Here is a 26,586-nt window from a genome sequence, read left to right as displayed (position 1 = left end):
GCGGCAAAGCCATATTTGAAGACGGTTAGTCAGAAAGGACAAATGTCATGAATGCTTGGATGTTTTTGGGGTTAGCCATTGTGTTTGAAGTGACAGGCACCATGCTACTGAAAGCCTCAAATGGGTTTGAAAAAGTCGGCATCGGTATGGCCTCTATTGCGTGTTACTCCATATGCTTTTGGATGTTAGCCCCCGCGATCAAAGTCATTCCCGTTGGTGTAGCCTACGCCATTTGGGCGGGTATGGGGATTGTTTGCGCCGCCGCCCTATCGATATTATTGTTTGATCAAAAACTCGCGCTAACCCAATACGGCTTTATCGGATTGATACTCATCGGTGCGGTTGGGCTTAACCTAACCACACAGCATTAGCGCGAGATTTTCGCCCTAGGATGGGCGGCTTTATGCACCCGTATTAAAGCGGCCCCGTCCACATCGGTATAGCGCTGTGTTGTGGATAGACTAGCGTGACCCAAAAGCTGTTGTATCGTGCGAAGGTCCCCACCACCCGCCAGCAAATGGGTGGCAAAGCTATGGCGAAGCGCGTGGGGTGTCGCGCTATCGGGCAAACCAAAAGCCGCGCGCAAATTTTGCATTTCGCCTTGGATAATGCGCGGATTTAATACGCCGCCGCGCGCGCCGCGAAACATTGGTGCGTCAGGCGCAACGCTAAACGGGCATAATGATTGATAGCGCGCTACAGCCTCTGCCACAACGGACAGTATCGGCACTAGGCGGGACTTACCGCCCTTACCCGTGATGACTAGCGTATCACCAAGCGGGGTTTGCGACGACGTTAAAGACAGCGCTTCGGATATACGCAGCCCCGCCCCGTACAAAAGGCTCATGACCGCGACATTGCGGGCCTCTATCCAGGCCTCGCGCTCAGGGTTTAGCCCGCCGTCCATCATTTGCTGCGCGCCTGACACAGATAATGCCTTGGGCAAAGGGCGTTTGGCACGCGGGCCTTTAATCAGCGCCAGCGCGTCATTGCGTATATCCCAGCGCCGTTCAATGTAGCGAAAAAAAGTCCGCAGTGCCGAGAGGTGCCGCCCAATCGAACTGCTTGACAGCGCCTTATCCCCGCGCCGCCGATGCGCAAGATAGGCTCGAAAATCCGTAACCTTCAAAGCGCCCAAGTCAACCAGCGTCACATCTTGACCTGTATGGTCTGTGATAAACCCTAAAAAATCGCCAATGTCGCGCTGATAAGCCTCGACCGTTTTATCGGCCAAGCGACGCTCGCCCAACAGATGGGCTAAAAATAACGCTAAACAGTCTGCCGCAGGCATTTTCAAAGGCGTGTTCATAGGATGATAGTGACGGCTTAGCCTTAATAATCTCTAAGCAAATCCCGCGTTGTAGAGCGTGTCTCTGCGCCCTATATAAGTATTATGCTAGACGGCCTTTATAACACCGATGTTCTTACGCTTTCCGCCCACTTAAAGACGGGGACGCTACAAGACGCCCACGGTACAGTTCGAAAGGTCTCAAAACTTTGCGGCTCTTGGATAGAGCTTGATGTCATCATGGACAACGGCGTGGTATTCGATACGGCGTTGCGTATAGAGGCTTGCGCGCTTGGCCAAGCCTCTGCTGCCATATTGCAGCAGACCATCATCGGGGCGAGCCTGCGCGAAGTTACAGCTGCGCGGGACGGGTTGCGCGCAATGTTAAAGAGCGGTGGGGCGCCGCCCCTTGGGCGCTTTTCTAAGCTTGCCTTGTTATCAGGCGTTCGCGCCTATCCCGCCCGCCATAATAGCACATTACTTGCCTTTGACGCAGCCGTTGAGGCCATAGAGATTGCGGAGGGGCAAGCGTGAAAAAAGCATCGAAAAGACGGTGGAATAATCCGCTAACGATTGCCATTCTTGTTTTGTCTGCAGTTTTTATTGTCCTCTCAACAGGTCTGTTTAAACCCAAACCAACAGTCAGCGACGGGGTGGTTGGGCAAGTGATTGATATTGATTTGCGCGGCCCTGACGAAATTGAAAGCCATACAGTTTTTTCCGATTACCGCGTCAACCTTGTCATCACACATGACGACGGAACCTCTGTGACCGTGCCCGCCTATTTTGCAGCGGACGGTAATGCGGCAGAGACAGGCGCGATTTCGGGCACAGTCTGGCGCGCGCATTTCGTGCCGCCAAAGGCTGGGCGCTGGAGCTACCGCGTTGATTTCAAAACAGGCGGTGATATCGCAATGAATGACGGTATCGGCCAATCCGTCAGAAAATTTGACGGGGCTCGCGGGGCCTTCTCTGTCGAAGCGTTGGGCGCAGATGTCACTGACAAGCGGCTCTTTGATACCCAAACCCGCTATTTGCAAAACGCGCGGGGCGTACCGTTCCTAAAGACTGGCGCGGGTAGCCCTGAGAATATTTTGGCCTATGTCGATTTTGACGGCACCTATGATGTTGGTGGCACGCATTTCCCTGCTCTCGGCGAGGCGCAATTACACCGCTTTGATCCGCATATTAAAGACGCCAAAACTGGTGACCCAATATGGCGCGGTGGCAAGGGGGCTGCGATTTTGGGTATTGCCAATTATTACAAAGACGTGGGCGTTAACGCGCAATATTTGGTAACGATGAACATCGAAGGCGACGGGCAAGACGTCTTCCCCTATGTCGATCACACTGACCCTTATGTCTTTGATGTCTCAAAACTGGCGCAGTGGCAGCGCGTTCTTGGCCATTTCAATGACCAAGATGTGCTGATTGATATGCTGCTAACCGAGACGGAAAACGAAAGCTGGTTCGAAGCCTTTGACGGGGTAAATGTAAGTAAAGATTTCGCCCCGTCGCGTAAACTTTATTACCGCGAAATGGTCGCGCGGTTTTCGCATCTGCCAATGCTTGTGTGGAATTTGGGCGAAGAAAATGGTGTTGTGGGCAATAGCGGGCAAGACCCTTACCGTCAGCCGACAACTGCGGCGCAGCGCTTAGCCTTTGCGAGCTATATTAAAGCCTTAGACCCGCAAGACCACGCCATACAAAGTCATAATTGGCCTGACGGCGAAGACGACACTTATGGCCCTAAACTTGGCGCAGACGATTTTTCTGGCATTAGCCTGCAAGCCCATCACAGCTATTTTGAAAAAGTCATGACATGGACACAAAAGGCGCAGGCGGCTGGCCGGGGTTGGATGGTGAGCGTGGACGAACCCTTGGGCTGGGAATACGGTGCAAGACCCGATGATATTGAAACCGATAAACGCCGCGAAATCGAAGGCGTGTTATGGCCGACACTGCTGGCGGGTGGAGCGGGCGTTGATTGGTATTTCGGCTGGCAAAATAATGCGCCGACTTCTGATTTATCTAATGAGGACCAACGCAGTCGCGACGCACTCTGGAAGACGTCGGCTAATGTACGCGGCTTTTTTGACGATAACTTTGATATGAACAGCTTGCGCGCGTCGATGAACTCTGACGGGACGCAGACCCAAACGACGCTGACAGATAAAGCGGGACACGCTGTGGTCATATCGATGGGCCGTACAAAACCGACCTTGCCCGAAGGCGAGGGCCATATTCCGTGGGTTTATACAATCGATAGCTTGACGCTTTCCCATCAAGGCGAGGTGACCGTGATTGACCCCATGGCCCCGAATTTACGGTTGCACGCTGATTGAGTATGAAAAGCCCACCCAAAAAAAGCGTTATGGTCTATGCCGCTTTTGGCCTTCTGCGGGTCTATAAATACACATTAGGCCCTGCGCTAACGGTGCTGGGCGTGCGTTGCCGACATATGCCAAGCTGCTCGACATATTGTCATGAGTGCATAGAACGACACGGTTTTTGGGCTGGCGGTTGGATGACTTTGGCACGGCTGTCGCGCTGTCATCCATTTAGGGCATTTGGCGCGACCTCGGGCATTGATAATGTTCCGAAAAACGTGCAAAAGGCGCCTTTCTGGGCGCCGTGGCGATATGGCCGTTGGCGCGGAACACATACCGATAGCTAAGCAGGTTAAAACATGCTCACTTTGACATTTCCCGATGGCGCAACACGTGACTACCAGCCTGGCGTAACGGCGATGGAGGTTGCCAAGGGCATTTCCAAGGGCCTTGCTAAAAAAGTGCTCGCGGCGAAGCTTGATGGTCAATTGGTTGATGCCTCTCTGCCCATCAATGATAATGCAAAAATAGAGCTGGTCACAGCCGCAGACCCCGAAGGCCTAGAGCTTATCCGCCATGACGCTGCCCATGTGCTGGCCGAAGCGGTGCAAGAGCTATTCCCTGGCACGCAAGTGACCATTGGCCCCGTTATTGAAAACGGATTTTATTACGATTTCTACCGCGACGAGCCGTTTTCCGAAGACGATTTTGCCGCGATTGAAAAGAAGATGGCCTTTATCATCAACCGCAATGACAAATTTGAACGCATTGTCATGGACCGTGATGAGGCGATTAAAACCTTCCGCGACATGGGCGAAGATTTTAAAGCGGAGTTAATTGAGGACCTACCCGAAGACGAGGTCATCACCGTTTATAAACAAGGCAAATGGTTTGACCTGTGCCTTGGCCCGCATCTGCCCTCCACAGGTAAGATTGGTAAAGCGTTCAAGCTGATGAAAGTCGCGGGCGCATATTGGCGCGGCGATAGCGACAAGGCGCAATTGCAACGGATTTACGGCACAGCTTGGGCGAGCCAAGAAGATTTAGACGCGCATTTGAAGATGCTCGAAGAAGCCGAAGCCCGCGATCACCGCCGCGTTGGTAAAGCGCTGGATTTATTCCACATGCAACCTGAAGCCCAAGGCATGGTATTCTGGCATGACAAAGGCGCGACGCTCTGGCGGCAGGTTGAAAACTATATTCGCCGCCGATTGCAAGGCGCTGATTATTCCGAAGTCAAAACACCGATGCTGATTAACAATCAGCTGTGGAAGGATAGCGGTCACTGGGATAAATTTCGTGAAAACATGTTCGTGTCAGAGGTTACACACGGTAGTCATGACGAGGTTCACGCGCTAAAGCCCATGAACTGCCCCGCCCATGTGCAAATCTTTAATCAAGGCATGAAGTCTTATCGCGACCTGCCGCTGCGCATGGCCGAATTTGGCTGTTGCCACCGCAATGAACCGACTGGGGCGCTGCACGGTATTATGCGCGTGCGCGGCTTCACCCAAGATGATGCCCATATTTTCTGTACAGAAGATCAAATTACGAGCGAGACGAAAAGCTTCATTGACCTGCTGCAATCGGTCTATGAAGATTTCGGTTTTGATGGGCTGACGGTGAAATTCTCTGACCGTCCAGAAACGCGGGCAGGCACGGACGAAACCTGGGATAAATCTGAAACCGCGCTGATGGACGCTGTAAAATCGGCAGGCCTTGATGTGGTGATGAATCCGGGCGAAGGGGCCTTTTATGGGCCAAAGCTGGAATTTGTTTTGCGTGACGCCATTGGTCGGGATTGGCAATGCGGCACGCTGCAAGTGGATTTCGTGCTGCCTGAGCGTCTCGGTGCTGATTACATTGGCGAGGATGACCAACGTCATCGTCCCGTTATGCTGCACCGCGCTATTTTAGGCTCGCTAGAACGCTTTATCGGTATTTTGATTGAAAATTATGCGGGTAAATTTCCGCTGTGGCTTTCCCCTGTCCAAGTCGTGATCGCGACCATTACCTCTGGCGCGGATGACTATGCGGAGGAGGCCGCTGCAAAATTGCGCGCGGCCGGTCTTCGGGTCGAGGTAGACACACGAAACGAGAAGATTAATTACAAAATTCGCGAGCATAGCGCGGACCGTAAGATCCCCGTCATTGCCGTCGTGGGTATGAAAGAAGCCGAAGAGGGCAAGCTTGCGCTGCGCCGTCTTGGCTCTCGTGATCAAGAGATTATAACGCTGGACGATGCTATTAAAACGCTTTCCCGTGAAGCGCTTGCCCCCGACCAACGTCGGACATAGGCGTGAGCAGGCAAACGCATTATCATGGCTGAGGCAACAGAGCACCCACACCTTGCCGCGCGGATAAACACGCGCGCAGTTTATGTTCTGTATTGTCTTTGCTTGCTGGCGGCCCATGCTGGCGGGCTGGGTATCGCACCACTTATGGCGATTGCAGGTGTTATAGGGCTAGCCACTGCTGCTATCAGTCAGGGACGGCAAGGCCTAGATCTAGGCCTGAAACCTGCACGCTGGATGATTGCGCTTTTATTATTTTTGCTTTGGGCTGCAATCAGCGCAAGTTGGTCGGATTACACCGCCAAGGGGTTAAGCAATCCTGTGAAGCTGCTGATTGGAGCTGTCTTTTATATTTTTGGTATGGGGGCCTTCTTCAGAGCTGCAAAAGGCGTAACTAAGCGCGGCGTAGGCGTGATCGTCATCGCAACATTTATCGCCGCTATATTGCTATGTCTTGATACGCTGACGGGTTACCGTCTATCGATGTTGGTTGATCCTGTCGGCCCGAATGAAGACCCCATATCGCGACTGGGTGACGCCCAAATGAATGTCAGCCAAGGCATTATCATGGCTAATCTGGTTTTTGCCCCTATTGCAACACTGCTGCTTTGGACGCAAAGGCGAGGGCCGTGGATGGTGGCGGCGTTGATAATTTTGAACATCACAGCCGCAGTCGCGGGCGGGATTATGGCCGGTGTGCTGGCCTTAGTCTTGACTATTACGGCTATGGGATTTGCCGCCATTCGGCCGACGGCTGTCATAAAAACATTGACTTATGTCTCTATGGGACTTGTCGGCTTCGCGCCGCTTTTTGGGGCGCTCATGGGCGCGGTCCCACAGAGCGTCCGCGACGCGTTGCCGTTTTCATGGGAACACCGTCTTGTGACCTGGGGGTATAGCGCAGAGCTCACCCGCGCCGCCCCCATACGGGGTCACGGCTTTGATGCCTCTCGCACGTTTAACGCAACATTTGAAGCGCGCGGCTTTGAGGGCCTCGCGAAAATATCGCTGCATCCGCATAATGCAGGCCTGCAAATTTGGCTGGAGACGGGGGCGATTGGTGCGTTGCTGGCCGTCATCACAATTTTCTTTATTGGGCAAAAGGCGCAAGATTTCGCAAGCGGTGGACGCGCGCGCGCAGTCGCCGTCGCGGGTACGATGGCAGCAGTCATTCTTATTGCATCTGTGTCCTATGGTGTCTGGCAAGATTGGTGGTGGGCGTTGATTGCGCTCTCGACCGGGCTTTTGGGCTTTGTGCCGAAAACACGCCGCAATTATGCCCCAATCGCGTCTGATAAAGGCAAATTATAGTCTAACTCTTTGCTTTCTCTTTGAAATTTCATCTATATAAAGGTGCGAATCAAGGGATAGAGGACATCAATGGCCAATGTAATTCCATTAATCCGCCCTGAACCTCGCCCCCAAATCAGCGTTATCATGGTCAGTTATCACACGGGCCCAGCCTTGCTAGAGGCTGTGGCGGCGGTGATTGCAGACCCGCAAATCTTTGAGATTGTCATTGTTGATAACGGCAATAGTTACGCTGCGCGTGAAAAGCTTAGCCAGCTAGTCCAAGATCATGACCGTATCCGCCTTGTCCAAAGTCACGGTAATATTGGCTTTGCCAAGGGGTGTAACTACGGCGCGACCGTGGCGCGCGGGACGCATTTTTTGTTCTTAAATCCAGATGCGATTATTCCGCCCGGCGCTGCGATGATGCTGGCCGAATGCGCGGACGCCCAAGACGGTCTTGCGATTATCGGTGGGCGGCTCTCTGATATTGACGGTCATGAGCAGCGCGGCTCGCGGCGTGATGACTTAACACCGCTAAGCGCGCTTATCAGCTTTACGCCGCTGCATAAGCTACCGGGTTTTAAATCCCTGCATTTGGAAACACAGCCCGTGCCTGACGCTCCAACATCTGTGCCCGTGGTCAGTGGGGCATGCTTGATGATGGACCGCATTAGTTTTGAAGAGGTTGGCGGCTTTAACGAGGATTATTTCCTGCATGTCGAAGATATAGAGCTATGCCGCCGTGTGCGCCACATGGGCGGTTCTGTGATTTTTCATCCCAAAGCGACAGTGATGCATTACGGATCGACCTCACGCGCGCGTCGCCAAGACGTTGAATTTAGCAAGTTCAAAGGCTTTTACCGCTATTTCAAAAGCTATTCCGATAAATGGTGGGGCAAGGCTTTAACCCATATTGCCATGCCGTTTATGTTCCTCGCGATTATGGGGCGCGCGTGGTATTTAGTGCTGCGTAAGGCGTTTTTAGGGCGTTAGTTTTGCGGCTCTGTGTCGGGCTCGCCTTGTGGTTCTAATGGGCAGGGGATGACTTGCACTAAGTCCAAACTGACCGCATTTCCTTTGGAATAATTATGGCCCTTGATTGTGCTGATTGGTGCGGTGCAATTGCCGCTCTCAGAAACGGCTTGTAAAAACGCGTCCGTCTCGGACTTCATGCTATCCGTTAAAATTACAGTGTCGATTAAAAGCGGTGTATCTAGTTTAATTCTATCGCCTAAGACAATGTCACTGCCTAATCGGTAGACGAGGCTGGGCTCTGTAAAATTATAGGCCAGAACTTGCGGCCCGCCTTTACGGGGCAGGGTGATATTGTTTTGATTAAACTCTGCTTCGACGCGGTCAGCCAGACGCAGTTCTGATAGGGACGGCAGCAGGACGGCATATAGAAACGGATACAGCAATATACCGCCCGCGATAACGCCGATAACCGCCTTTTTTGCACGCCCCATGCCCAGCATGACACAGGAAAATACCACGGCCAGAAGGGCCGCGAAATTAAACCCAAATGACCATGTGGGCAGTGGTCCGTAAACCGCTTCGCCGATTAATATCCCTGCGATTAAAGCGGTGGACACAAGGCCTATAAGAACGGCGCTGATGATGCGACTGATCTTAAATTCTTTCACCGCAAAAAGGGTCAATATGGCCCCTGCGCACATCACGGCAAAGGCGGAATATACAGGCAATAAATAATTGGGCAGCTTTGTCGGAATAATTTCTAGGATAATCCAATAGGGTATGGCCCACGCCAGAGCGAGGCGCATAGCGCGCACGACGGGATTTATATTCTCCAGACCACGCCGCACGGCACGTATGGCAAAGGCAAAACCAGGGATTAAGAATAAAACGGACGGCCAAAAAGCGACAGGCAGGCTAAGCAGATATGCGCCGGGGGGGGCGCCGTGTTTTTCTTGGCCAGAGACCAGCTTTTGCCCGAAATCCCCGACAAGGGCATCTTTGAAAAACTGGCCCTCTGTGGCTTGATAAATCATAATCGACCACGGCAGAATGATTAGCAGAAACAGGATCGGGCCAGGCCAAAATAACAGCGTGCGCATCCATGCGTTTTGCCGTTCCCATATCGCCAAAGTGATAAGCGTTAGACCCGCAACACCGGGAATAACGGGGCCTTTAATCATCACAGCCAGTCCTAGGGCGACCCAAAACACGAGCGCGTAAAGCCGCCCGCCGCCTTGGCGTAAAAGCGCAAAGCTCATGAATACGAGCGCCCCCATAGCGCATAAAAGCGCGTCTGTTTTGGCGATGTGGGCTTCAAAGACAAACAGGGCCGAAACCGCAAGTAAGCCGCCCGCTACAAAGGCTCCGCGCCGCCCAATCATGGCTACCCCCGCCCAATAGGTCGCAAGCACCGCGATAATGGCGGCTAGAACGGACGGAATGCGCTGCGCCCAAATGCGGCGCTCGCCGTCTTTTGAAAACGCTTTGATAAACCCCGTTTGGGCCCAATAGCTGCCGACAGGTTTCTTATTGCGGGCTTCATCTTGGAAACGGATAGACACATAATCTCCGCTTTCCGCCATTTGAACACTCGCGACAGCAAAGCGCGCCTCGTCTCGGTCAATCACGGGTAAGTTCCATATCCCCGGCACTGCCATAAGCAAGGTCAACAGTGTCAAAAGCACCGCATGGACGCTATGAGTGCGCCGTTTTGAGGCTTTTGATGGGGGTGTCGTGTCCGAAGTCATAAGTCCCCATAGCGGATTGCAAAGATGATGGGGAGTATATTTTGTCATCAAAGGTGACAAAGCCGTATGTTGCGAAGCCGTCCGCCCCGTGGCAAGAGGACGAAAAATTGGTGCCTTATGTCTAATGTCGAAATCTCTATTGTTGTCCCCGTTTATAATGAGGGTGAAAATGTCGCCAAGCTTGTCGGCGAAATTGCGGCTGCGCTTGATGGGCAAGCTTATGAAATGGTCTTTGTCGATGATTGCAGCGTCGATGACACGGCGCCTAAGTTAAAGGCACTGCAGGCTGAATTTCCAGCCCTTCGTGCTGTGTCGCATCGTCAAAACGCAGGGCAGTCGCGGTCTGTCCGGACGGGTATTCTAGCCGCCAAAGGCTCTATTATCGGCACACTTGACGGGGACGGGCAAAACGACCCAGCGGACCTCCCCGCCATGATTGCCCAATTAACGCGGGCCGATGCGGCTGATACTTTGGCGCTAGTCGGTGGGCGGCGAGCGAAACGCCAAGATAGTGCAGCCAAGAAACTAGCGTCCCGTATCGGCAATGGTGTGCGCAAGCGCTTGCTGCACGATAATGCTGATGACACGGGGTGTGGTATTAAAGTGTTTAAGCGCGAGGCCTTTTTGCGCCTGCCGTATTTCGATCACATCCACCGTTATATTCCTGCGCTGATGCTGCGCGAAGGCTACACGACCGAATTTATGGATGTGAACCACAGAGAACGCGAATTTGGCGTATCGAAATATACCAATTTTGGACGGCTGATTGTCTCGATTGCGGATTTGCGCGGTGTGATGTGGCTAAACCGCCGCTCTCGTAATCCAGGCGGTTGGGACGAATTATAAGCAGGCCGCAGCAAGACGTTTACGTCTTGATAGCGATTACCCTTTAGGCTTTGTTAATCATACTGATTCGGGGGGCATCTTGCCCCTGACCCTAAGGGAGGGTGATATGCGCGTATTTACGGTTTTTCCGCTGCTTGTCCTGCCTGTCTTGATTTACAATGTTATCGCCTGGAGCGGCTCTGCCTTTACCAGTGTTGATGCGGTGCGCGAACGTATGGATAAAGATTTCCTGTCTGTGACCATGGCGTCGGATACAACATGGGATATTACACCGGGCCATGCGTTAATCGCGTTTAGCTTGTTGATGCTATTTTTCGAGCTATTAAAATCTACGGGCACAGGACGCGGCGCGATTATTAATCACGCGTTTTCCATGGTATTGTTCATTGTTTGCCTCGTTGAATTTTTGATGTTTCCAGCCTTTGCGACCTCTGTCTTCTTTCTTGTTATGATGATGACATTGCTCGACGTTATGGCGGGCTTCATTGTGACCATTATTAGCGCGCGTCGTGATTTTGGCGTCTCTGACGGTGGCTTTGACTAAATGACGCTGTGCGGGCCACGAAATCTTAAAGGTTTTGCGTTAAGCAATATCTCACTGGGATGGCAACAGCGGCCTTTGGGATGGAGCTGCGCCTTTATTTGGAGTGGAGCGCAACGTGCGTGAGACATCAAAATCAGCCGCCCCGGCTTCTGATATAACCGCTGAGCCCTATGGCCGCTCTGCCCATAGTTTTGGCTTGATGGGGGCAACACCCTTTGACGTGGACGCGGACGGCACCCTTGATTGGGGCTTTGCGCCTGACGCCGCGCGGCTGTTACGCTGCCGCCCAGAGACACTTCCTCATAGCCAAGAGGGTCTGAACGCGCGACTTGATATGGCATCACGGCGCCGTCGTAATACGGCGCTACGGTCTTTAACATGGGACGGCGCGCGGTACCGTGTCAGTTACCAAATTGACGGTCTAGATGGGCGCCGTGTTTGGGTCGAGGAACGGGGGCAGCGCTTATCAGGCCAAGGTCAAACCGCAAGCGATATTACCGCCATTATTATTGATATAGAGAGCCGAAAATTAGAAGAAGCCAAAGCCATTTATCACGCGAGCTATGACCCATTAACAGATTTATGGAATGAACGCCGTCTGCGGGAAGCTGTTTCGACCATGCATCGCGGTTTGCAATATTTTGGTCGTAACGGCGCGCTGGTGCGACTAAAGCTGTCCAATATTCCTGATATTAATGACAGTTACGGCTATGATACGGGCGATCACTTGATCACCGCTTTGGCGCAGCGATTATCAGTGAAATTTCCCGCGCCAGATTTGCTCGGTCGTATTGGCGGGATTAGCTTTGGTGTTGCGCTGGCCGATTGCGAAGCGGACGAAATGACATCGCGTGTCAATAAGCTTTTATCTTATCTCTCTGACACACCCTATCCTAGCCCGCATGGGAATTTATATGCGGAAGTTAACGCGTCCTGCGTACCCATGTCAGCCAAAGGCGGCGTGGATATAGAAGCGCTATTTAGCGCCTCGCGCGCGGCCCTAGCGGTGACCCAGGATATGGGTGCGCGCTATGTGCCTTATGATGCCGACAAATTTCGCAACCATAATGTGAAGCCCAAAACACAGGCGGAAGACGTGATCGCTGCGCTTAATGACCGCCGGGTATCACTGGCTTATCAGCCGATTGTGGACGCCAAATCGCGCGACCTTCATCACTATGAATGTTTGCTAAGGCTAAAGCGCGGTGACGGGGAAATTGTCTCGGCGGGCGGCTTTATTATGGCGGCTGAAAAACTGGGGCTCGTGCATCTTTTGGATCGTCGCGCGCTGGAAATTGCGTCTGAAACGCTGCTGCGTTATTCTGATATTCGCCTTGCGCTCAATGTTTCTGCTGCGACGGTGAAATATTTGGAAACGGCGGATGCCTATCTCGATGCTCTGCGCGCGCTCGGCCCAGCGACAAAACGGGTGACGTTGGAACTGACGGAAACCGTTGCGCTAGAAGACCCGGCTATGGCGAGCCGTTTTTCTGTCGAAGCGCGGATGCTCGGCTGTGAGTTTTCAATTGATGATTTTGGCTCTGGCTATACGACCTTTCAAAACTTGATGGCGATTGAAGCCGATAGCGTGAAAATCGACGGGTCCTTTATTCAAGACCTGTCGATGACCCCGCATAAGCAAACATTTGTGCGCATGATGGTTGATTTGGCACAGACCTTTGGTGTGAAGACCGTTGCCGAAATGGTCGAAACCCGTGAAGATGCAGACCTCTTAAAGCGCCTGGGTGTCGACTATTTGCAAGGCTATCTGTTCGGGGTCCCCAGTGCCGCGCCCGCGTGGCAGCGTCACACAGGCGCTTAATATCTTACAATTCCCTCATATTCCGTCATGCGGCCTTTGTATTCTGATAACTTACCCCTAAATATAGGGCTATGAAACGATTAGCCCTCTCCATCTTAAGCGCCACAACGTTGGCTTTATCCTCAAGCTTTGCGGTCGCGAAACCGCCTTTGCTGTCTATGCCTAAAGCTGACCGGATTGTGCCTGATAGCCAATTACAGGTGCAGCTGTCATACGCCCCTGTGGTCAAAGACACCGCCCCCGCCGTGGTTAATGTTTTTACCTCTCGCACGGTGCGCACGCGCTCTCGGCTATCGTTTTTTGATATGATGCGCGATATGCGCCGCGCGCCAACGGAACGGGTGCAAAACTCGCTCGGTTCTGGCGTTATAGTGCGCGATAATGGTGTGGTGGTGACCAATGCCCATGTCGTCAAAGGCGCGGATGAGTTGCGTGTCGTGCTAAACGACCGCCGTGAATTTGTCGCCAAAGTCATCGCCCAAGATGAAGAAATTGATTTGGCCGTCTTGCAAATCGACACGAAAGGCGAACGCCTTCCAACGCTGTCAATCTCGGAAGATGACAGTTTGGAAATCGGTGACATTGTTCTGGCGATTGGCAACCCTTTTGGTGTTGGCCAAACGGTGACCAGCGGGATTGTATCCGCGCTGGGCCGCACCAATGTGACCGATGTATCGTCCTTTATTCAAACGGACGCGGCGGTGAACCCCGGTAATTCTGGTGGCGCGTTGGTGAATTTGGATGGACGCCTTATTGGTGTGAACACTGCTATTTTTTCGCGCTCTGGCGGCTCTAACGGGATTGGCTTTGCGATACCGGGCGAACTTGTGGCGCGCGCTGTCGATAGTGCCGTGACCGAAGGTCGTATTGTGCGGCCGTGGCTTGGCGCGCGTACAAGCGCTGTGGATAGCGCGCTGGCGGCGACGCTGGGCATGGACCGTGCGCGCGGCGCGATTATATCGGAAATTTATCCAGACGGCCCCGCTGATAAAGCGGGCTTAAAAAGTCGCGACGTTATTCTGTCGATTGACGGATCTGATGTGAATGATGATAGCGGACTTCGCTTTCGATTGGCGACATTGCCGCTTGGGTCCTCCGCCAAAGTCGTCTTTATGCGCGACGGCCGGGAGCGGACAAAGACTATCAAAGCTGATATTCCCCAAGAAATTCCTGCACGCGATGAACGGTTCCTTGATGGGTATCATCCGCTTGACGGGGCGACGGTTGTGAACATGTCCCCTGCGCTTGGTGAAGAAATTAATGTTGATCCTTATCTGCGCGGCGTCATGGTCTTGTCACTGGCGCGCCGCAGTGCTGCCTATAGCAATGGTCTGCGGCCAACCGATGTTATTTTGACGCTAAATGATACCGATATCACCTCTGCAAGGCAGTTAGAACGTTTATTAATTGCAGCAGAAGATAGCGAAGATTGGAGCCTGTCTATTGACCGTCGCGGCAAGATTTACGACGTTCCCGTGCGTTACCTTCCGCGCGCAAATTAGACGACGTCTTGAGCGATTTATTTCAAAGCGCGGGACTAGACGGAGACGCGCCGCGTCCGCTGGCAGATAGGCTGCGGCCACAAAGCCTTAGCGACGTTGTTGGCCAAGACCATATCATCGGCCCTAATGCGCCGCTGGGGCGGATGTTGGCATCGGGGCGTATGGCCTCTATTATTTTATGGGGACCGCCCGGTGTTGGTAAAACGACCATTGCGCGACTTCTTGCCGATCATGCGGATTTGGAATTTGTGCAGCTATCGGCTGTGTTCTCTGGCGTGGCGGATTTACGCAAAGCCTTTGAGGCCGCCAAAGCAAGGCGGGCCACAGGGCAGGGCACATTATTATTTGTCGACGAGATTCACCGTTTCAACAAAGCCCAACAAGACGGTTTTCTACCCTTTGTCGAAGAAGGCATTGTAACCCTTGTCGGGGCCACAACAGAGAACCCGTCATTTGAGCTTAACTCCGCCTTGTTATCGCGCGCACAAGTTATGGTGTTAAACCGTATTGACGGGCCTTCTATGACCCAATTACTTGAGCGCGCCGAAGCGCATATGGACCGTGCTTTGCCACTGACCGATGAGGGAAGAGAGGCGTTAATTAATTACGCCGATGGGGACGGTCGTTATGGTCTAAATTTGGCCGAAGAAATTTTCGCGCTCGACCCGCATCAAAAACTTGACGCCAAAGCCGTGGCCGCTGTTTTGCAAAAACGCGCGCCCGCCTATGACAAAAAAGCGGACAGTCATTACAATATAATTTCGGCTTTGCATAAGTCTATTCGTGGCTCTGATCCCGATGCTGCGCTGTATTGGTTTGCACGGATGTTGTCGGGCGGTGAAGACCCGCTCTATATTGCACGCCGCCTTATCCGTATGGCGTCCGAGGATATTGGCCTTGCTGATCCGCTGGCGCTGATGATCGCCAATGAAGCAATGGTCACTTACCGCACATTGGGATCCCCCGAAGGAGAACTGGCGTTGGCCCATGCGGTGGTGCATATGGCAACCGCGCCAAAATCCAACGCGGTATATACGGCGTTTAAATCCGCCATGAAAGTGGCCGCGCAGACGGGATCACTCGCGCCGCCCGCCCATATACTCAACGCGCCGACCAAACTTATGAAAGATATTGGCTACGGCGCGGGTTATAAATATGACCACGATGTTGAGGGCAGTTTTTCGGGTCAAAATTATTTTCCCGAGGGCATGAACCGCCAGCAATTTTACGCCCCCAAAGGGGCGGGCCGCGAGGCCCAAATTGCCGCGCGCCTAGCAGAATGGGCGAAAAAACGAGACGGTGATTAAAACAGGGCGCGAGCCTTCTGCTCTAAAGCGTTCTGCACGATTACGCGTTTAAAGTGAACAAATTTGCCTTAAATCTTAAATTCACGTAACATTCACTTCGAATCTTGCATTCATATGTTTTTTCTGGAGGGAGCTGACTGTGGCTGAAAAACAAAATGATGATTACAAAGCAATTGGATTTTATAAAAAAGCGGCGGCTGATCGCCAGCGCGGATTTGTAAAGTTTGAAGATGGCGATTTACATTACTTCACATATTTAAGCGGCGGAGAGATTGGATTTATTTCCCAAGGCTATACCTCTGTTGCGGGTCGCGATAACGGCATCGAGTCTGTTCGTAAGAATATGAAAGATGAAAAACGCTACCGTATTTCTAAAAATGGATCGCAATATCGTTACGGACTTTTTGCAGGTAATGGACAAGAAATTGCTGTCGGCCCCAACGCGCGCACGGAAAAGTCAGCGCAAGAGATGGCTGACCGCGTGATGGGGAAAGCCCCGACTAAGCCAGCCAAAGCAAAAGCCACGAAAGCAAAAGCGGCTCCTAAAAAAACTAAAACTGACGGACGCATTGAAAATTACAAACCGCTCGCTTTTTATCAACAACGCTCTGCCAAGCTGCAAGACGGATTTGGCAGCTTTAGCGACGATGACGCGCATTATTTCACCTATAATAAATCCGGCAAGATTGTTCTTATTTCCGAGAGTTATACCTCCAAGGCGGCTCGCGATAACGGCATTGTGTCTGTTAAGAAAAACATGCCTATCAAAGAGCGCTATGAGCATCACCGCCATAAAAATGGAAAATATTATTTCGATTTGAACGCCGGTAACCGCCAAGAAATTGCGACGTCAATTTGGTATGGAAGTTCCGCTGCGGCGCTTGCTGGAGCGGCAGCGCTTCGCGGCGAGGTTGAAGCCAAGCCTGCAAAAGCGAAAGCGGCCCAATCCAAAGTGGCTAAGCCCAAAGCGGCGAATGTTGAGGATAATTACCATCCACTCGCCTTTTATGAAAAGCACGGCAATAAAGTCAAAGACGGTTTTGATACCTTTGAGCATAATGGCGCCCATTACTTTACCTATAACCGTGCAGGCAAGATTGTCCTGATTTCAGAAAGCTATCCAACGAAGGCGGCGCGCGAAACAGGACGGGCCTCGACCGAAAAAAACATGAAGCTGGAAAAGCGTTATGATTATCGTAGCTTAAAGAACGGCAAGCATGATTACCGCATTAAAGCGGGTAACGGTAAAGAAGTTGCGCGGTCCGTCTGGTACGGCTCTGCTGCTGCAGCGGCGACAGGCGCGGCATATCTTTTGGGTAAGCGTAAAGCGGCCGCCAAGCCGAAATCCAAACCTAAAGCGGCCCCCATCGCGGCTGCGGCTCCCGTTATCGCGGCGGCAGCGAAAGCGGCTCCAACAAAAGATAAGCGTGATAAGGACGATGATTACCTCGCGTGTAAAGAATATCATGACCGCGATGTGAATGACAAAGCCAATAATGTTGCCTTGTTCCGTCATGAGAACGGTAAATTTTATTTTGCGCTTTACGATGATGACGGTGACGTACGCCTTCGTAGTGAAGGCTTCATTAGCGCCAAAGACCGCGACCAAGAATTATCGGGTGTTCTGCGTCTCAAAGATGACGAGCGTTATTATAAACGGATTACCAAAGGGGCTCATTATCTGGATGTCCTTTATGACGAAACGGGCCGTGAGGTGGGACGGTCTTGTTTGAAAAAAGTTGCGGCTGCGGCTGTGGCTGCACCAATTGCCGCGGCGGCTGTTGCAGCGGCGGCTCCTGCTGTTGCAGCTGCGCCCGTTGCGGCGACCACGGCGGCGACGGCTGCTGCCACAGGGGCCACTGGCGCTGGTATTTGGGGATGGCTGAAATGGGTATTGCTGGGGCTTCTGGCTTTGCTTGCGCTGTTGTTGCTAAGCCGTTGTTTCGCCGGTGGTGATAATCTCGCCGCACCCGTTGATGTACCAGACCCTGCCGTTCAAATGGTGTCCTGTTGGGACGGGACAGAGGCTGCAAATCAAGCAGCTTGCCCGACCAAAATTGATTGTTGGGACGGTAGTGTCGCGGCCTCACTTTCGGCCTGTCCAGTGCAGCCAGAACCCGAGCCTGCTCCAGAACCAGATCCGATGCCAGAGCCTATTGCTGTCCCCGAGCCAGTTGTAGCAGCGCCGCAAGCCACAGTGTCAGCGCCAGAACCAGCGCGCATGGTCGCCGGAGCGATCACGCGCATGTGCGGACCAAGCGATATCACATTGTTTAATGTGCCGAGCTTTGAAACTCCGCGCCCGATTCGCTATCTTGGTTCCAACCCGCAATTTGGAAATAGTCATGGTCTGTCCCCGCGTCAGTTTTATGAAAAGCTGAACACGGCCTATAACTCTGGTGGTGTCGATCGTGCGTTTTTGAACTATATGGCCCGCGCTTTGGGCTATAGCGGGTTTCGCGCTATGGACGCGTCGATGTTTAGCGAAGATAGTCTAGCGTTTGGCGAGACAGGATTGCTTGGATTTAGTCAGATGCATGCGCTTCAATACTCAAAACTCAATACAAATGACCGTGACCGCGAAGCGTTTCGTGTGCAGTCTGCGAATGGGCAAGACGTTCATTTCATGAAGACATGCGGGAATTATATGTATGTCTGCCAATAGGCGATATTAACATCATCAAAATTATCATCCGCCTCTGATAGCTCAGGGGCGGATTTTATATTTAATATGGCAACATTTGTGCAGGCTATGCGTATGTCATTGTGAAATGGGGATTTATGAAATTTGAAACCATGATGCAAGCAACGCCTAGTAACAATGCGCAGGACACAGGTCTGATGTCATCAGATAACGATCTAGCTTTCGTGGCAGATATTCAGGCTTGGGCCATAAAAACTTGGGATCAATTATTGTCCCTCTCTACACTCTGGCAGTTACTAACAATCGTGGCTGTGGCCATCTTGGGTTGGCTTTTATCCAGACGGCCCAGACAGCGTCTTGAGACGCATATGACGGCCCGCGATACTAAAGATATTATCTACCGCATTCTCAACGCATTACAGGCTGTGGTCTGGCCCATTATCACAGTAATATTTTTGTGGCTGTCTATGTTTGTTTATCAAACACTTGACCGTCCTGCCGGCTTAATTCGTATCACGGCCAGTCTGACCAATGCCGCAATTATTGTGCGGTTATTAACCCGGAATATGACATCTGGCCCTGTGAAGACAGCTTTGGCATGGTCAGCATGGGGCATTGCGGCGCTTTATATTCTGCGTTGGCTTGACCCTCTGACAACCGCATTAGAACGGGCGTCTTTTCCCGTTGGCGATCACCGTATTTCCGTGCTGCAAATACTGACCAGTGTTATCGTGGCAAGCTTTGCATTGTGGATTGGTCGTATCGCAGGTGACGCGGCTCAAACACAGGTGCAGGCCAGCCGCCGCCTGACGCCGTCAATGGCGGGCCTATTGGGGCAAGTCGCAAAAATCGGCCTCCTTATCATTGCGATTATTATTGCACTTGGATCTGTTGGTATACCGCTAACCGCCTTTGCTGTGTTGTCGGGTGGTATCGGTGTTGGTCTTGGTTTTGGTTTGCAGGCAATCTTTTCCAATTTTATATCCGGCATCATCATATTGTTTGAACGCTCTGTGAAAGTCGGTGACTTTATTGAACTACAATCGGGTGTGCGTGGTCAGGTTAGAGAGATTAACATTCGGTCGACATTAGTCACAACCAATGACAGCGTTGATATCCTTGTCCCCAATGAAGAATTTATCAAAGCTCAAGTTATCAATTGGACATTGCGTGACCCGCGCCGTCGCTTGCGGGTCCCGTTTGGCGTGGCTTACGGCTCTGACAAAGAGCTTGTGAAAAAAGCGGGACTGGAAGCCGCAGAAGCAGTGGAGTGGACTGAAACCGATATGCCCAATAGCGCCCCAGCCGTCTGGCTGACCGAATTTGGCGATAGTAGCCTAAATTTTGCGCTTGTTGTCTGGCTAAAAGATAGCGCCGTAAAACGCCCGTCCCGGGTCGAAGCTGACTATAATTGGGCGCTGCATACTGCGCTTGAGAAATATAATCTGGAAATTCCATTTCCGCAGCGCGATATCAATATCCGTCAACCCGCAGAAATATCGGTCACGATGAAAAAATAATTATGCGAGTATCTTGGGCAATATAAAAGCTGAAAATGCGCCAATGGCCCAGACTGCAAATCCGATATATAGAACCCAGCCGCCAAAACTGCGGAGGGCTGCGCACGCTTTTGCGGCAGCAGGGTCAGTCGGGCAGGGCATATTGCGCGTTAAATAACGCATGAGCCATGCCAGCATGAGCAAAACAAACGACCCACCAAATACCAGCGGTTTTCGCTCAGACAGCCAAATTAATTGCGGCACATTCGCGGTCAATGACGATAGCGCTGCCCCCATACCCAGCGTAATCATAACGGCAGGTAAGGTGCAGCAGACGAGTGTCGACAAGCTAGTGATCAAGGCGACCATGGGGGCCGCTGTTTCGCGCATTGCCAGTTTTGTTTTGGACATAACTAGCCGTCTTTGCGGGTGATGCCGTTCACATTATAGCCTGCGCTTTCGACCAATTTTGTGAGCTCCGCATCATTCATGTTCATGCCGTCTTTTAAAACAACGGACATGGCTTTGGTGTCGAGATCAACATAGGTCGCCGCAACCGCTTTATGTTTTTTGAACGTCTTGTTGAGCGCGATGGAGCAAAAATCACAGACCAAGCCCTTTAAGCCCACAGTGATATCGGCAGTTGCTTTAATGTGCGCGATTTCCTCTACACTGGGGTTTGCATTGGCGATAGGCGCGGCCAACGCCGCTGTCGCCAGCATTGTGCTGGCTAAAATCGTTTTAACTATGGACATTATCGTCTCCTAAAATCGGTGAATATAATTAAGCAGGGCTTCACCTTGGTCGTCAATACCGACCTCCAATAGGCTCGGCCCTTTGAAAAATCGCAAGAGTGCGGTTGCCCCGACATTATCATTTTTAACGAGGCCGTCGCTTTCGGGTTTATGATGTCCTTCGACCATGACCCACGTATGCAGCGCGCCCGTGCCCGCAACATAGGGCGCAATACCGAGCCGCCCGTGATAAGCCGTCTCGTCATCATACTGGCCACGCTCCCAATGTTCCGCACTGGCCGACACAAAATATCGCCGCGTCTCCCAATCAGCGGCTAGCGCAATAAACCCGGCCCCGTCGTCACGGCGTTTAAATGGGCCAGAGGTTTCATCCGTAACGAGCCCTGCGCTGACCATGCCGTAAATATTGGCTTGGCTATCGACCTTGTTCCAGCGTTTGATCAAGCGGTTCACTTGCACGCCTGTGTAGATAAAATCACCCTTGCGGTCATAGATTATTCGCGCGCCGACACTGTGTTTCGGGTCGGGGGTGTAATGAATATGGGCACTATTTATATCAACATCATTGCGCAACATTACTGTCCATCCACCCGGATAGGACACGGGGCGGGCGTTGGCAGGCAGGCTCATAAAACTAGCCGCTATGATAACGATTAATATAGCTGTTTGACGCATACCCCCCTATGGTATATCTAAGCGGTAATATCAAATGAATTATTTTTAAAGTACAATCATATGCCAGATCGTAAAACACGCCGCGATAATGCCCGTAAACGTCTTTCTCGTATCGAGGGGCAAGTACGCGGTTTGCAAAAAATGATCGATGAAGATCGTTATTGCATCGATATTCTGGTGCAGGTAAAGGCCGCGCGCGCGGCGCTCAATAAGGTCGAAGGCGAGCTTTTAAAAGATCATGTAGATCATTGCCTGGCCGCCGCTATCGCCAGTGATGACGTCGCGGAACGCGAAACGAAAGTCGCTGAATTGGTGGATCTACTGTCCAAACGCTAGCTAGACTTATGCGTTGTGCGTTGCTTCGGCGAGGCTGCGGACAAGCGCAATAGCCGCGTCGTGTCCGTGCTCATGAAATGTTTGAACGATCGCAGATCCGACCACAACACCGTCCGCGTCACGCGCAATTTCTGTGGCGCGCTCTGGTGTTTTAACACCAAAACCAACAACAACGGGTAAGCTTGATGCTTTGCGCACAGCCGCCACTTGGTCTTTAATCGCGCCGCCTTTTGTCATTGCGGATCCGGTGATCCCTGTCATGGACACGTAATAGACAAAGCCTTTTGTGCCTGCGACCACCTTTGGCAGTCGTGCCGCGTCTGTTGTGGGCGTAGCAAGACGGATAAGCGCCAAGTCATGCGCTTCAAAGGCGGCGCGTAGCTCGCTATCTTCTTCAGGCGGTAGGTCGACAATAATCGCGCCGTCTACACCGGCTTCGCTCGCCGCCTTGGCAAAAGCGCTATAGCCCATGTGATGCACAGGATTGCAATATCCCATAATAATCAGCGGTGTCGTGACATTGGTCTTTCGAAAATCACGCACCATATCAAGGATAGTGCTAAGGCTCGTGCCCGCCTTTAAGCTACGAAGTCCCGCATCCTCAATCGTTGGCCCGTCAGCAGCAGGATCAGTAAAGGGCATGCCAAGCTCGATTATATCCACACCTGCATCGGGCAAAGCGTTCAGCAGCTTTTGGCTCTGCGTACGGTCAGGGTCACCCCCCATCATATAGCCGACAAAAGCCGTAGAATTGAGAGAGGCTAGCGCTTTGAACGTTTGGGTAATACGATTGGTCATGGGGCCGTTTAGGTCAATTTTTTTCACAAATCTAGCGATTATCACCCCAATAGGTAAAGCGGCGGAGCAAAAACTCAAACGGGCCATAAGCAAAGCGTTTTCGCCAGAGGCTAACAAAAACTAAAGAAGCGATACCCACAGCCAGCGCAAGCATGATACAACCAAAAGCCGTTATTTGTCCGTATTGGCCAAGGCCGTATCCTGTAAAGACCAGAGACAATATTATGGATTGCATCAGATAAGCCGAAAGGGTTGCCGTGCCGCCGCGCGCCATAAAGGTCTTAAGGCGGCTAGGCGGCGCTTCGACCCATTTGGCAATAAGCCCCAAATAGCCGAGTGTCGAAAAAGGCGAGCCCAAGACAATTAAAGCCGTGCCTAGCATCTCTTGGCTGCTTAACGGCGCAGGTGATAGATGTATCATATAGGCCCCCGCGAGGCTTAAGATGACGCCAACAGGTAAATAAAAGCGGCGTGCTTTGCGCCAAATTTTGGCCTTCGCATCGGTCAATACGCCTGTTTTAACCGCAATAAGTCCCCAAATGAAAAACGCTAAAATCAAGGGGCCTTGAAGCGGGATAGAAAATAAAATGAAACCGCCCCAATCGCTCCAACGCAGGGCCATGATGTCTTTAAAACTCCCACGACCGTAAACTTCGCGGTAAAGCGGAAACCCGTCTTGCATGGCCGCGACATTTTTCGCCACATCATCAGGGTCAAATGTGTTCCACGCATAAAAGGCGGCAGCGGCAGCAAAGGCCATTAAAATTTGAACGATTATCAAGCCTATTGCCCATCGCTTTAACGTTTTCACAGGGCGGTTGCGAAACAGATATAAAAGCGCACCAAAGGCCGCGTAGATAATTAAAATATCACCAACAAAGGCAAAGCTGACATGGGCAATGCCCAGCAATAATAGTCCGACCAAGCGGCGGCTATAGCGCGCGCCAAATCCCGTGCCACGCTTTTGTGCTGACGTCATTTGGTAAGCGACACCGACCCCAAACATAAATGAGAACAGCGTATAGGATTTGAACAGGAAAAAACTGTTCACTAAAAAATAGGCGCCGCTGTCCCATGACGTCCGAAGCCCTCCGTAATGATAGGTCACTTCACCCGGATAGGCAAAATAAGCCACATTGACCAAAACAATCCCCAAAACCGCAAAGGCCCGCACAAGGTCAGGCATAATATGCCGCCCTGCTGCTGCGCTTTGTTCGGCGTATGAGGCGGTGGGGGTCATTTAATAGGCCTTCGTGTTCACACCGTCTGTACCGGCGGATATTTCCTCGCCTAGGGCTTCGGCGATTGTGAAGACGTCTTTGTCGCCGCGTCCGCACATATTCATGATAACCAGCCCGTCATTGCCGTAGCCTTGGGCGACCTCGATTGTGCGGTGGATGGCATGGGAGGGTTCTAGCGCGGGCAATATGCCTTCGAGGCGGGAGCAAAGTTGGAACGCCTCTAGGGCTTCATCATCAGTGGCGGAGACATATTCTGCGCGGCCAATATCGTGTAAATAAGCATGTTCCGGGCCAATGCCGGGATAGTCGAGTCCTGCTGAAATGGAATGCGCGTCTTTAATTTGTCCGTCGCTGTCTTGTAGCAAATAGGTGCGGTTACCATGCAACACGCCCGGTGTGCCGCCCGTTAGGCTCGCGGCATGAAGGCCTGTATCGACCCCGCGTCCTGCAGCCTCGACCCCAATCAGGCGCACAGATGTATCGCCGACAAAATCATGAAACAATCCCATGGCATTTGAGCCGCCGCCAATACAGGCGACTACCGCGTCGGGCAGGCGGCCTTCGCGGTCCAAAATTTGCGTCTTGGCTTCGCGGCCAATAATGGCTTGGAAATCGCGCACCATAGCGGGATAGGGATGCGGGCCTGCGACTGTGCCGATACAATAAAATGTGTCGCCCACATTTGTCACCCAATCGCGTAGCGCTTCGTTCATGGCGTCTTTCAAGGTCGCTGTACCGCTGCTCACTGAGCGCACTTCAGCTCCAAGCAACCGCATACGAAAGACATTAGGTTTTTGCCGCACAATATCGGTCGCGCCCATATAGACGATACATTTTAGGCCAAAGCGCGCCGCGACTGTGGCGGTGGCCACGCCGTGCTGGCCTGCGCCTGTCTCGGCAATGATGCGCGTCTTACCCATCCGTCTGGCCAGTAGGATTTGGCCCATGCAATTGTTAATCTTATGCGCGCCAGTGTGGTTCAGCTCGTCGCGCTTGAAGTAAATCTTGGCCGCCTTGCCGCCGTTATTATCACGCGCATAATCCGTCAGGCGCTGCGCATAATAAAGCGGGCTAGGGCGACCGACGTAATGGGCAAAAAAATCATCTAGCTCTGACAGGAAAGCAGGGTCGGCTTTGGCATCTTCATAGGCCGCTTCAAGCTCCAAGATGGGCGGCATAAGCGTTTCCGCCACATAGCGACCGCCAAAAGCGCCGAACCGCCCATTCTCATCCGGTGTTGTGATATTGTCGACTTTGCTCATGACAGGGCCTTTGGCTGGCGTGATGGGTAGACTGAACTTTTAGGCCTTGGTGTAAGGTATGGCTAGCGCAAAGATGCCGCAAGATGGATTTTGGGGGCCATTATAAAGCGCTTATCTGCTGACTGGATTTTATGGCCTGTGTCCGTTAAAGTCTGTTTGGGCGCACATATCTTATATTCATATCCCGCTATCATTGGTCGTGACTTACGGCTCTTGGACGGCGGGTTCTGATCTTGGGACTTTGCGCTTACGGCGCATTTATTCACAGGAGATATGAAAATGGCAATCTATAGAAAAATTATACAGAGTCCTAATATTACAGGACCAACAACATTGACCGACATCGCAGGGCTCAGCCCAATGACGATTCAAGCGGGCGACTCAAATTATTCATTTTTGGCAACGCTGAGCATAAGCGGCCTCACAATACCGACGATGTCAGCGAACTGGGGCGTTGTTTTTCATATCATGCAGGGCAGCACGACGCTTGGGTCATATTATATGGGCGAGAATAATGGTGGGTTTCGGCCATCATTTACAATGACCGCTGTGGGTGATGTGTGCGCGACAGGCACAACAGAAGATATTCATGTGAAATGGCTTGTCAGCCCGGGGCTAAAAGCATGGATTCGTGAACCTGCGTCGTTCTCAGTTCTTTGGGATGTCCGTCTTTAGGGGAACGTCCGTCTGTAGCGGGGTAAGCTGTTGACTAGGTCACAGCCTGAATAAAGGCGCGGATTTTTGCCGCGTCTTTCACGCCTGGGGAGGCTTCGACACCAGAGGACACGTCGACGATTGGCGCGCGTGTTTGGTTAACGGCATCCGCAACATTATCAGGCGTCAGACCACCCGCCAGCGCGTAGAGCTTGGGCAAGGGCGCGCGTTTGATAATCGCCCAATCAATCATCACCCCGTGGCCGCCGCGCACGTCGCTGCCTTTGGGGGGCTTGGCGTCAAATAATATCAAATCCGCCGCCCCGACAAAGGTCTCGGCGGTTTTCATGTCGTTGTCATCCGCCACGGCGCAGGCTTTGATGGTTTTGACGCCGTATCGTGCAGCAATCTCTGCCACCCGTTCAGGGGCCTCGTCGCCGTGGCATTGAATATAATCAGGCGTCATTTCGGCCATGATGCGGGAGAGTAAATCATCATCCGCATTGACCGTCACCGCCACGCGCGGGACGATGCCTTTCGCGGACAAGGCAAGCGCGGCCGCGGCGCTCACGCTAAGCCGCCGTTTGCTCGGCGCGTCCACGATAAACCCCAAAAACCCAGCGCCGCATTCAATGGCTGTCGCCACATCTTCGTCGCGGGTCAGGCCGCATATTTTAACAAGGGTTGTCATGGGGTGGGAGGTAGCATTCACGCCCCAACCCGCAAAGCCCTAATTCTTGTTGCGCGACAAATTGCATGTTATGCGAGTGGTG

The 26,586-nt window shown here is 52.3% G+C and carries 25 protein-coding genes; 16 read left to right on the top strand and 9 right to left on the bottom strand.

The features are described from left to right. Window positions 1–47 precede the first annotated feature (47 nt). Window positions 48–371 (top strand): multidrug efflux SMR transporter, encoded by a 324-nt coding sequence (locus AB6B37_RS13110; RefSeq protein ID WP_371396265.1) that lies wholly within the window; start codon window positions 48–50, stop codon window positions 369–371. On the opposite strand, the gene AB6B37_RS13105 is transcribed toward AB6B37_RS13110, so the two are convergent. Further along, window positions 368–1,291, bottom strand: coding sequence for a tyrosine recombinase XerC (locus AB6B37_RS13105; RefSeq protein ID WP_371398460.1), 924 nt, complete (start codon window positions 1,289–1,291; stop codon window positions 368–370). The genes AB6B37_RS13110 and AB6B37_RS13105 overlap by 4 nt on opposite strands. 102 nt (window positions 1,292–1,393) lie before the next feature. Between AB6B37_RS13105 and AB6B37_RS13100 the strand changes: the two genes are divergently transcribed. From AB6B37_RS13100 to AB6B37_RS13075, 6 genes are all read left to right on the top strand, one after another. Further along, window positions 1,394–1,822: an iron-sulfur cluster assembly scaffold protein gene (locus AB6B37_RS13100; protein ID WP_371396264.1), complete on the top strand. Its 429-nt coding sequence runs from the start codon at window positions 1,394–1,396 to the stop codon at window positions 1,820–1,822. Continuing rightward, window positions 1,819–3,633, top strand: coding sequence for a DUF5060 domain-containing protein (locus tag AB6B37_RS13095; RefSeq protein ID WP_371396263.1), 1,815 nt, complete (start codon window positions 1,819–1,821; stop codon window positions 3,631–3,633). Before AB6B37_RS13100 ends, AB6B37_RS13095 begins: the two co-directional genes overlap by 4 nt. 2 nt (window positions 3,634–3,635) lie before the next feature. Then, entirely contained in the window at window positions 3,636–3,965 is a 330-nt protein-coding gene (yidD, locus tag AB6B37_RS13090; protein WP_371396262.1) for a membrane protein insertion efficiency factor YidD, read from the top strand. 12 nt (window positions 3,966–3,977) lie between these two features. Further along, a complete protein-coding gene (thrS, locus tag AB6B37_RS13085; RefSeq protein WP_371396261.1) occupies window positions 3,978–5,915 on the top strand; it encodes a threonine--tRNA ligase in 1,938 nt (645 codons plus the stop codon). A 24-nt stretch (window positions 5,916–5,939) separates the two neighbouring features. Next, window positions 5,940–7,223 carry an O-antigen ligase family protein gene (locus AB6B37_RS13080; protein WP_371396260.1) on the top strand — a complete coding sequence of 428 codons (1,284 nt, stop codon included), beginning with the start codon at window positions 5,940–5,942 and terminating at the stop codon, window positions 7,221–7,223. A 69-nt stretch (window positions 7,224–7,292) separates the two neighbouring features. After that, entirely contained in the window at window positions 7,293–8,198 is a 906-nt protein-coding gene (locus AB6B37_RS13075) for a glycosyltransferase family 2 protein (RefSeq protein WP_371396259.1), read from the top strand. Here AB6B37_RS13075 and AB6B37_RS13070 read toward each other — a convergent pair. Continuing rightward, window positions 8,195–9,928 carry an ArnT family glycosyltransferase gene (locus AB6B37_RS13070; RefSeq protein WP_371396258.1) on the bottom strand — a complete coding sequence of 578 codons (1,734 nt, stop codon included), beginning with the start codon at window positions 9,926–9,928 and terminating at the stop codon, window positions 8,195–8,197. The two genes, AB6B37_RS13075 and AB6B37_RS13070, sit on opposite strands and share 4 nt — an antisense overlap. Before the next feature lie 117 nt (window positions 9,929–10,045). On the opposite strand from AB6B37_RS13070, the gene AB6B37_RS13065 reads away from it, so the two are divergent. The 7 genes from AB6B37_RS13065 to AB6B37_RS13035 all read left to right on the top strand — a co-directional run bounded on the left by AB6B37_RS13065 (window position 10,046) and on the right by AB6B37_RS13035 (window position 20,113). Continuing rightward, window positions 10,046–10,774, top strand: a complete 729-nt coding sequence (locus tag AB6B37_RS13065) for a glycosyltransferase family 2 protein (RefSeq protein WP_371396257.1) — start codon at window positions 10,046–10,048, stop codon at window positions 10,772–10,774. A 106-nt stretch (window positions 10,775–10,880) separates the two neighbouring features. Beyond that, window positions 10,881–11,318, top strand: a complete 438-nt coding sequence (locus AB6B37_RS13060; RefSeq protein ID WP_371396256.1) for a hypothetical protein — start codon at window positions 10,881–10,883, stop codon at window positions 11,316–11,318. A 115-nt stretch (window positions 11,319–11,433) separates the two neighbouring features. Then, window positions 11,434–13,140, top strand: coding sequence for an EAL domain-containing protein (locus tag AB6B37_RS13055; RefSeq protein ID WP_371396255.1), 1,707 nt, complete (start codon window positions 11,434–11,436; stop codon window positions 13,138–13,140). A 71-nt stretch (window positions 13,141–13,211) separates the two neighbouring features. Next, on the top strand, window positions 13,212–14,642 hold the full coding sequence (locus tag AB6B37_RS13050; protein ID WP_371396254.1) for a Do family serine endopeptidase: 1,431 nt from the start codon (window positions 13,212–13,214) through the stop codon (window positions 14,640–14,642). An 8-nt stretch (window positions 14,643–14,650) separates the two neighbouring features. Beyond that, window positions 14,651–15,949, top strand: a complete 1,299-nt coding sequence (locus AB6B37_RS13045; RefSeq protein WP_371396253.1) for a replication-associated recombination protein A — start codon at window positions 14,651–14,653, stop codon at window positions 15,947–15,949. A gap of 139 nt (window positions 15,950–16,088) precedes the next feature. Further along, complete coding sequence (locus tag AB6B37_RS13040; RefSeq protein ID WP_371396252.1) at window positions 16,089–18,614, top strand: DUF1508 domain-containing protein; 2,526 nt, start codon at window positions 16,089–16,091, stop codon at window positions 18,612–18,614. 116 nt (window positions 18,615–18,730) lie between these two features. After that, entirely contained in the window at window positions 18,731–20,113 is a 1,383-nt protein-coding gene (locus AB6B37_RS13035) for a mechanosensitive ion channel family protein (protein WP_371396251.1), read from the top strand. Here AB6B37_RS13035 and AB6B37_RS13030 read toward each other — a convergent pair whose 3' ends face one another. Genes AB6B37_RS13030 through AB6B37_RS13020 form a run of 3 tightly spaced genes read right to left on the bottom strand, consistent with a single transcriptional unit; the run spans window position 20,114 to window position 21,522 of the window. Then, window positions 20,114–20,503, bottom strand: coding sequence for a hypothetical protein (locus tag AB6B37_RS13030; RefSeq protein WP_371396250.1), 390 nt, complete (start codon window positions 20,501–20,503; stop codon window positions 20,114–20,116). It lies immediately after the preceding gene. Window positions 20,504–20,505: 2 nt separating this feature from the next. Continuing rightward, entirely contained in the window at window positions 20,506–20,847 is a 342-nt protein-coding gene (locus tag AB6B37_RS13025) for a hypothetical protein (RefSeq protein WP_371396248.1), read from the bottom strand. Between the two features lie 9 nt (window positions 20,848–20,856). Beyond that, window positions 20,857–21,522 carry a hypothetical protein gene (locus AB6B37_RS13020; protein WP_371396247.1) on the bottom strand — a complete coding sequence of 222 codons (666 nt, stop codon included), beginning with the start codon at window positions 21,520–21,522 and terminating at the stop codon, window positions 20,857–20,859. A gap of 60 nt (window positions 21,523–21,582) precedes the next feature. On the opposite strand from AB6B37_RS13020, the gene AB6B37_RS13015 reads away from it, so the two are divergent. Beyond that, window positions 21,583–21,858, top strand: a complete 276-nt coding sequence (locus AB6B37_RS13015; RefSeq protein WP_371396245.1) for a metal-sensitive transcriptional regulator — start codon at window positions 21,583–21,585, stop codon at window positions 21,856–21,858. Window positions 21,859–21,864: 6 nt separating this feature from the next. Here AB6B37_RS13015 and trpA read toward each other — a convergent pair whose 3' ends face one another. The 3 genes from trpA to trpB are packed head-to-tail and all read right to left on the bottom strand — an operon-like array spanning window position 21,865 to window position 25,159. After that, a complete protein-coding gene (gene trpA, locus AB6B37_RS13010) occupies window positions 21,865–22,656 on the bottom strand; it encodes a tryptophan synthase subunit alpha (RefSeq protein ID WP_371396243.1) in 792 nt (263 codons plus the stop codon). Between the two features lie 31 nt (window positions 22,657–22,687). Continuing rightward, entirely contained in the window at window positions 22,688–23,896 is a 1,209-nt protein-coding gene (locus AB6B37_RS13005; RefSeq protein WP_371396242.1) for a DUF418 domain-containing protein, read from the bottom strand. Beyond that, entirely contained in the window at window positions 23,897–25,159 is a 1,263-nt protein-coding gene (trpB, locus tag AB6B37_RS13000) for a tryptophan synthase subunit beta (RefSeq protein ID WP_371396241.1), read from the bottom strand. 279 nt (window positions 25,160–25,438) lie between these two features. On the opposite strand from trpB, the gene AB6B37_RS12995 reads away from it, so the two are divergent. Further along, window positions 25,439–25,834: a hypothetical protein gene (locus tag AB6B37_RS12995; RefSeq protein ID WP_371396240.1), complete on the top strand. Its 396-nt coding sequence runs from the start codon at window positions 25,439–25,441 to the stop codon at window positions 25,832–25,834. A gap of 34 nt (window positions 25,835–25,868) precedes the next feature. Here the strand turns inward: AB6B37_RS12995 and AB6B37_RS12990 are convergent, their stop codons facing one another. Next, complete coding sequence (locus tag AB6B37_RS12990) at window positions 25,869–26,525, bottom strand: phosphoribosylanthranilate isomerase (protein ID WP_371396239.1); 657 nt, start codon at window positions 26,523–26,525, stop codon at window positions 25,869–25,871. Between the last annotated feature and the right edge of the window lie 61 nt (window positions 26,526–26,586).

The sequence above is a fragment of the Fretibacter rubidus genome, from assembly GCF_041429785.1.
Classification (GTDB): domain Bacteria; phylum Pseudomonadota; class Alphaproteobacteria; order Caulobacterales; family Maricaulaceae; genus Fretibacter; species Fretibacter rubidus.
The sequence above is the reverse complement of the archived record's forward strand: the minus strand, read 5'-3'. Positions and strand labels throughout refer to the sequence as shown.

Excerpts from the sequence above, each read along its gene's own strand:
- AB6B37_RS13020 (WP_371396247.1), bottom strand. The coding sequence starts at position 21,522 with ATGCGTCAAACAGCTATATTAATCGTTATCATAGCGGCTAGTTTTATG.
- AB6B37_RS13110 (WP_371396265.1), top strand. The coding sequence starts at position 48 with ATGAATGCTTGGATGTTTTTGGGGTTAGCCATTGTGTTTGAAGTGACA.
- trpA (WP_371396243.1), bottom strand. The coding sequence starts at position 22,656 with ATGACCAATCGTATTACCCAAACGTTCAAAGCGCTAGCCTCTCTCAAT.
- yidD (WP_371396262.1), top strand. The coding sequence starts at position 3,636 with ATGAAAAGCCCACCCAAAAAAAGCGTTATGGTCTATGCCGCTTTTGGC.
- AB6B37_RS13005 (WP_371396242.1), bottom strand. The coding sequence starts at position 23,896 with ATGACCCCCACCGCCTCATACGCCGAACAAAGCGCAGCAGCAGGGCGG.
- AB6B37_RS13030 (WP_371396250.1), bottom strand. The coding sequence starts at position 20,503 with ATGTCCAAAACAAAACTGGCAATGCGCGAAACAGCGGCCCCCATGGTC.
- AB6B37_RS13065 (WP_371396257.1), top strand. The coding sequence starts at position 10,046 with ATGTCTAATGTCGAAATCTCTATTGTTGTCCCCGTTTATAATGAGGGT.
- AB6B37_RS13015 (WP_371396245.1), top strand. The coding sequence starts at position 21,583 with ATGCCAGATCGTAAAACACGCCGCGATAATGCCCGTAAACGTCTTTCT.
- AB6B37_RS13105 (WP_371398460.1), bottom strand. The coding sequence starts at position 1,291 with ATGCCTGCGGCAGACTGTTTAGCGTTATTTTTAGCCCATCTGTTGGGC.
- AB6B37_RS13025 (WP_371396248.1), bottom strand. The coding sequence starts at position 20,847 with ATGTCCATAGTTAAAACGATTTTAGCCAGCACAATGCTGGCGACAGCG.
- thrS (WP_371396261.1), top strand. The coding sequence starts at position 3,978 with ATGCTCACTTTGACATTTCCCGATGGCGCAACACGTGACTACCAGCCT.
- AB6B37_RS13035 (WP_371396251.1), top strand. The coding sequence starts at position 18,731 with ATGAAATTTGAAACCATGATGCAAGCAACGCCTAGTAACAATGCGCAG.
- AB6B37_RS13070 (WP_371396258.1), bottom strand. The coding sequence starts at position 9,928 with ATGACTTCGGACACGACACCCCCATCAAAAGCCTCAAAACGGCGCACT.
- AB6B37_RS12995 (WP_371396240.1), top strand. The coding sequence starts at position 25,439 with ATGGCAATCTATAGAAAAATTATACAGAGTCCTAATATTACAGGACCA.
- AB6B37_RS13060 (WP_371396256.1), top strand. The coding sequence starts at position 10,881 with ATGCGCGTATTTACGGTTTTTCCGCTGCTTGTCCTGCCTGTCTTGATT.
- AB6B37_RS13075 (WP_371396259.1), top strand. The coding sequence starts at position 7,293 with ATGGCCAATGTAATTCCATTAATCCGCCCTGAACCTCGCCCCCAAATC.
- AB6B37_RS13050 (WP_371396254.1), top strand. The coding sequence starts at position 13,212 with ATGAAACGATTAGCCCTCTCCATCTTAAGCGCCACAACGTTGGCTTTA.
- AB6B37_RS13080 (WP_371396260.1), top strand. The coding sequence starts at position 5,940 with ATGGCTGAGGCAACAGAGCACCCACACCTTGCCGCGCGGATAAACACG.
- AB6B37_RS13100 (WP_371396264.1), top strand. The coding sequence starts at position 1,394 with ATGCTAGACGGCCTTTATAACACCGATGTTCTTACGCTTTCCGCCCAC.
- trpB (WP_371396241.1), bottom strand. The coding sequence starts at position 25,159 with ATGAGCAAAGTCGACAATATCACAACACCGGATGAGAATGGGCGGTTC.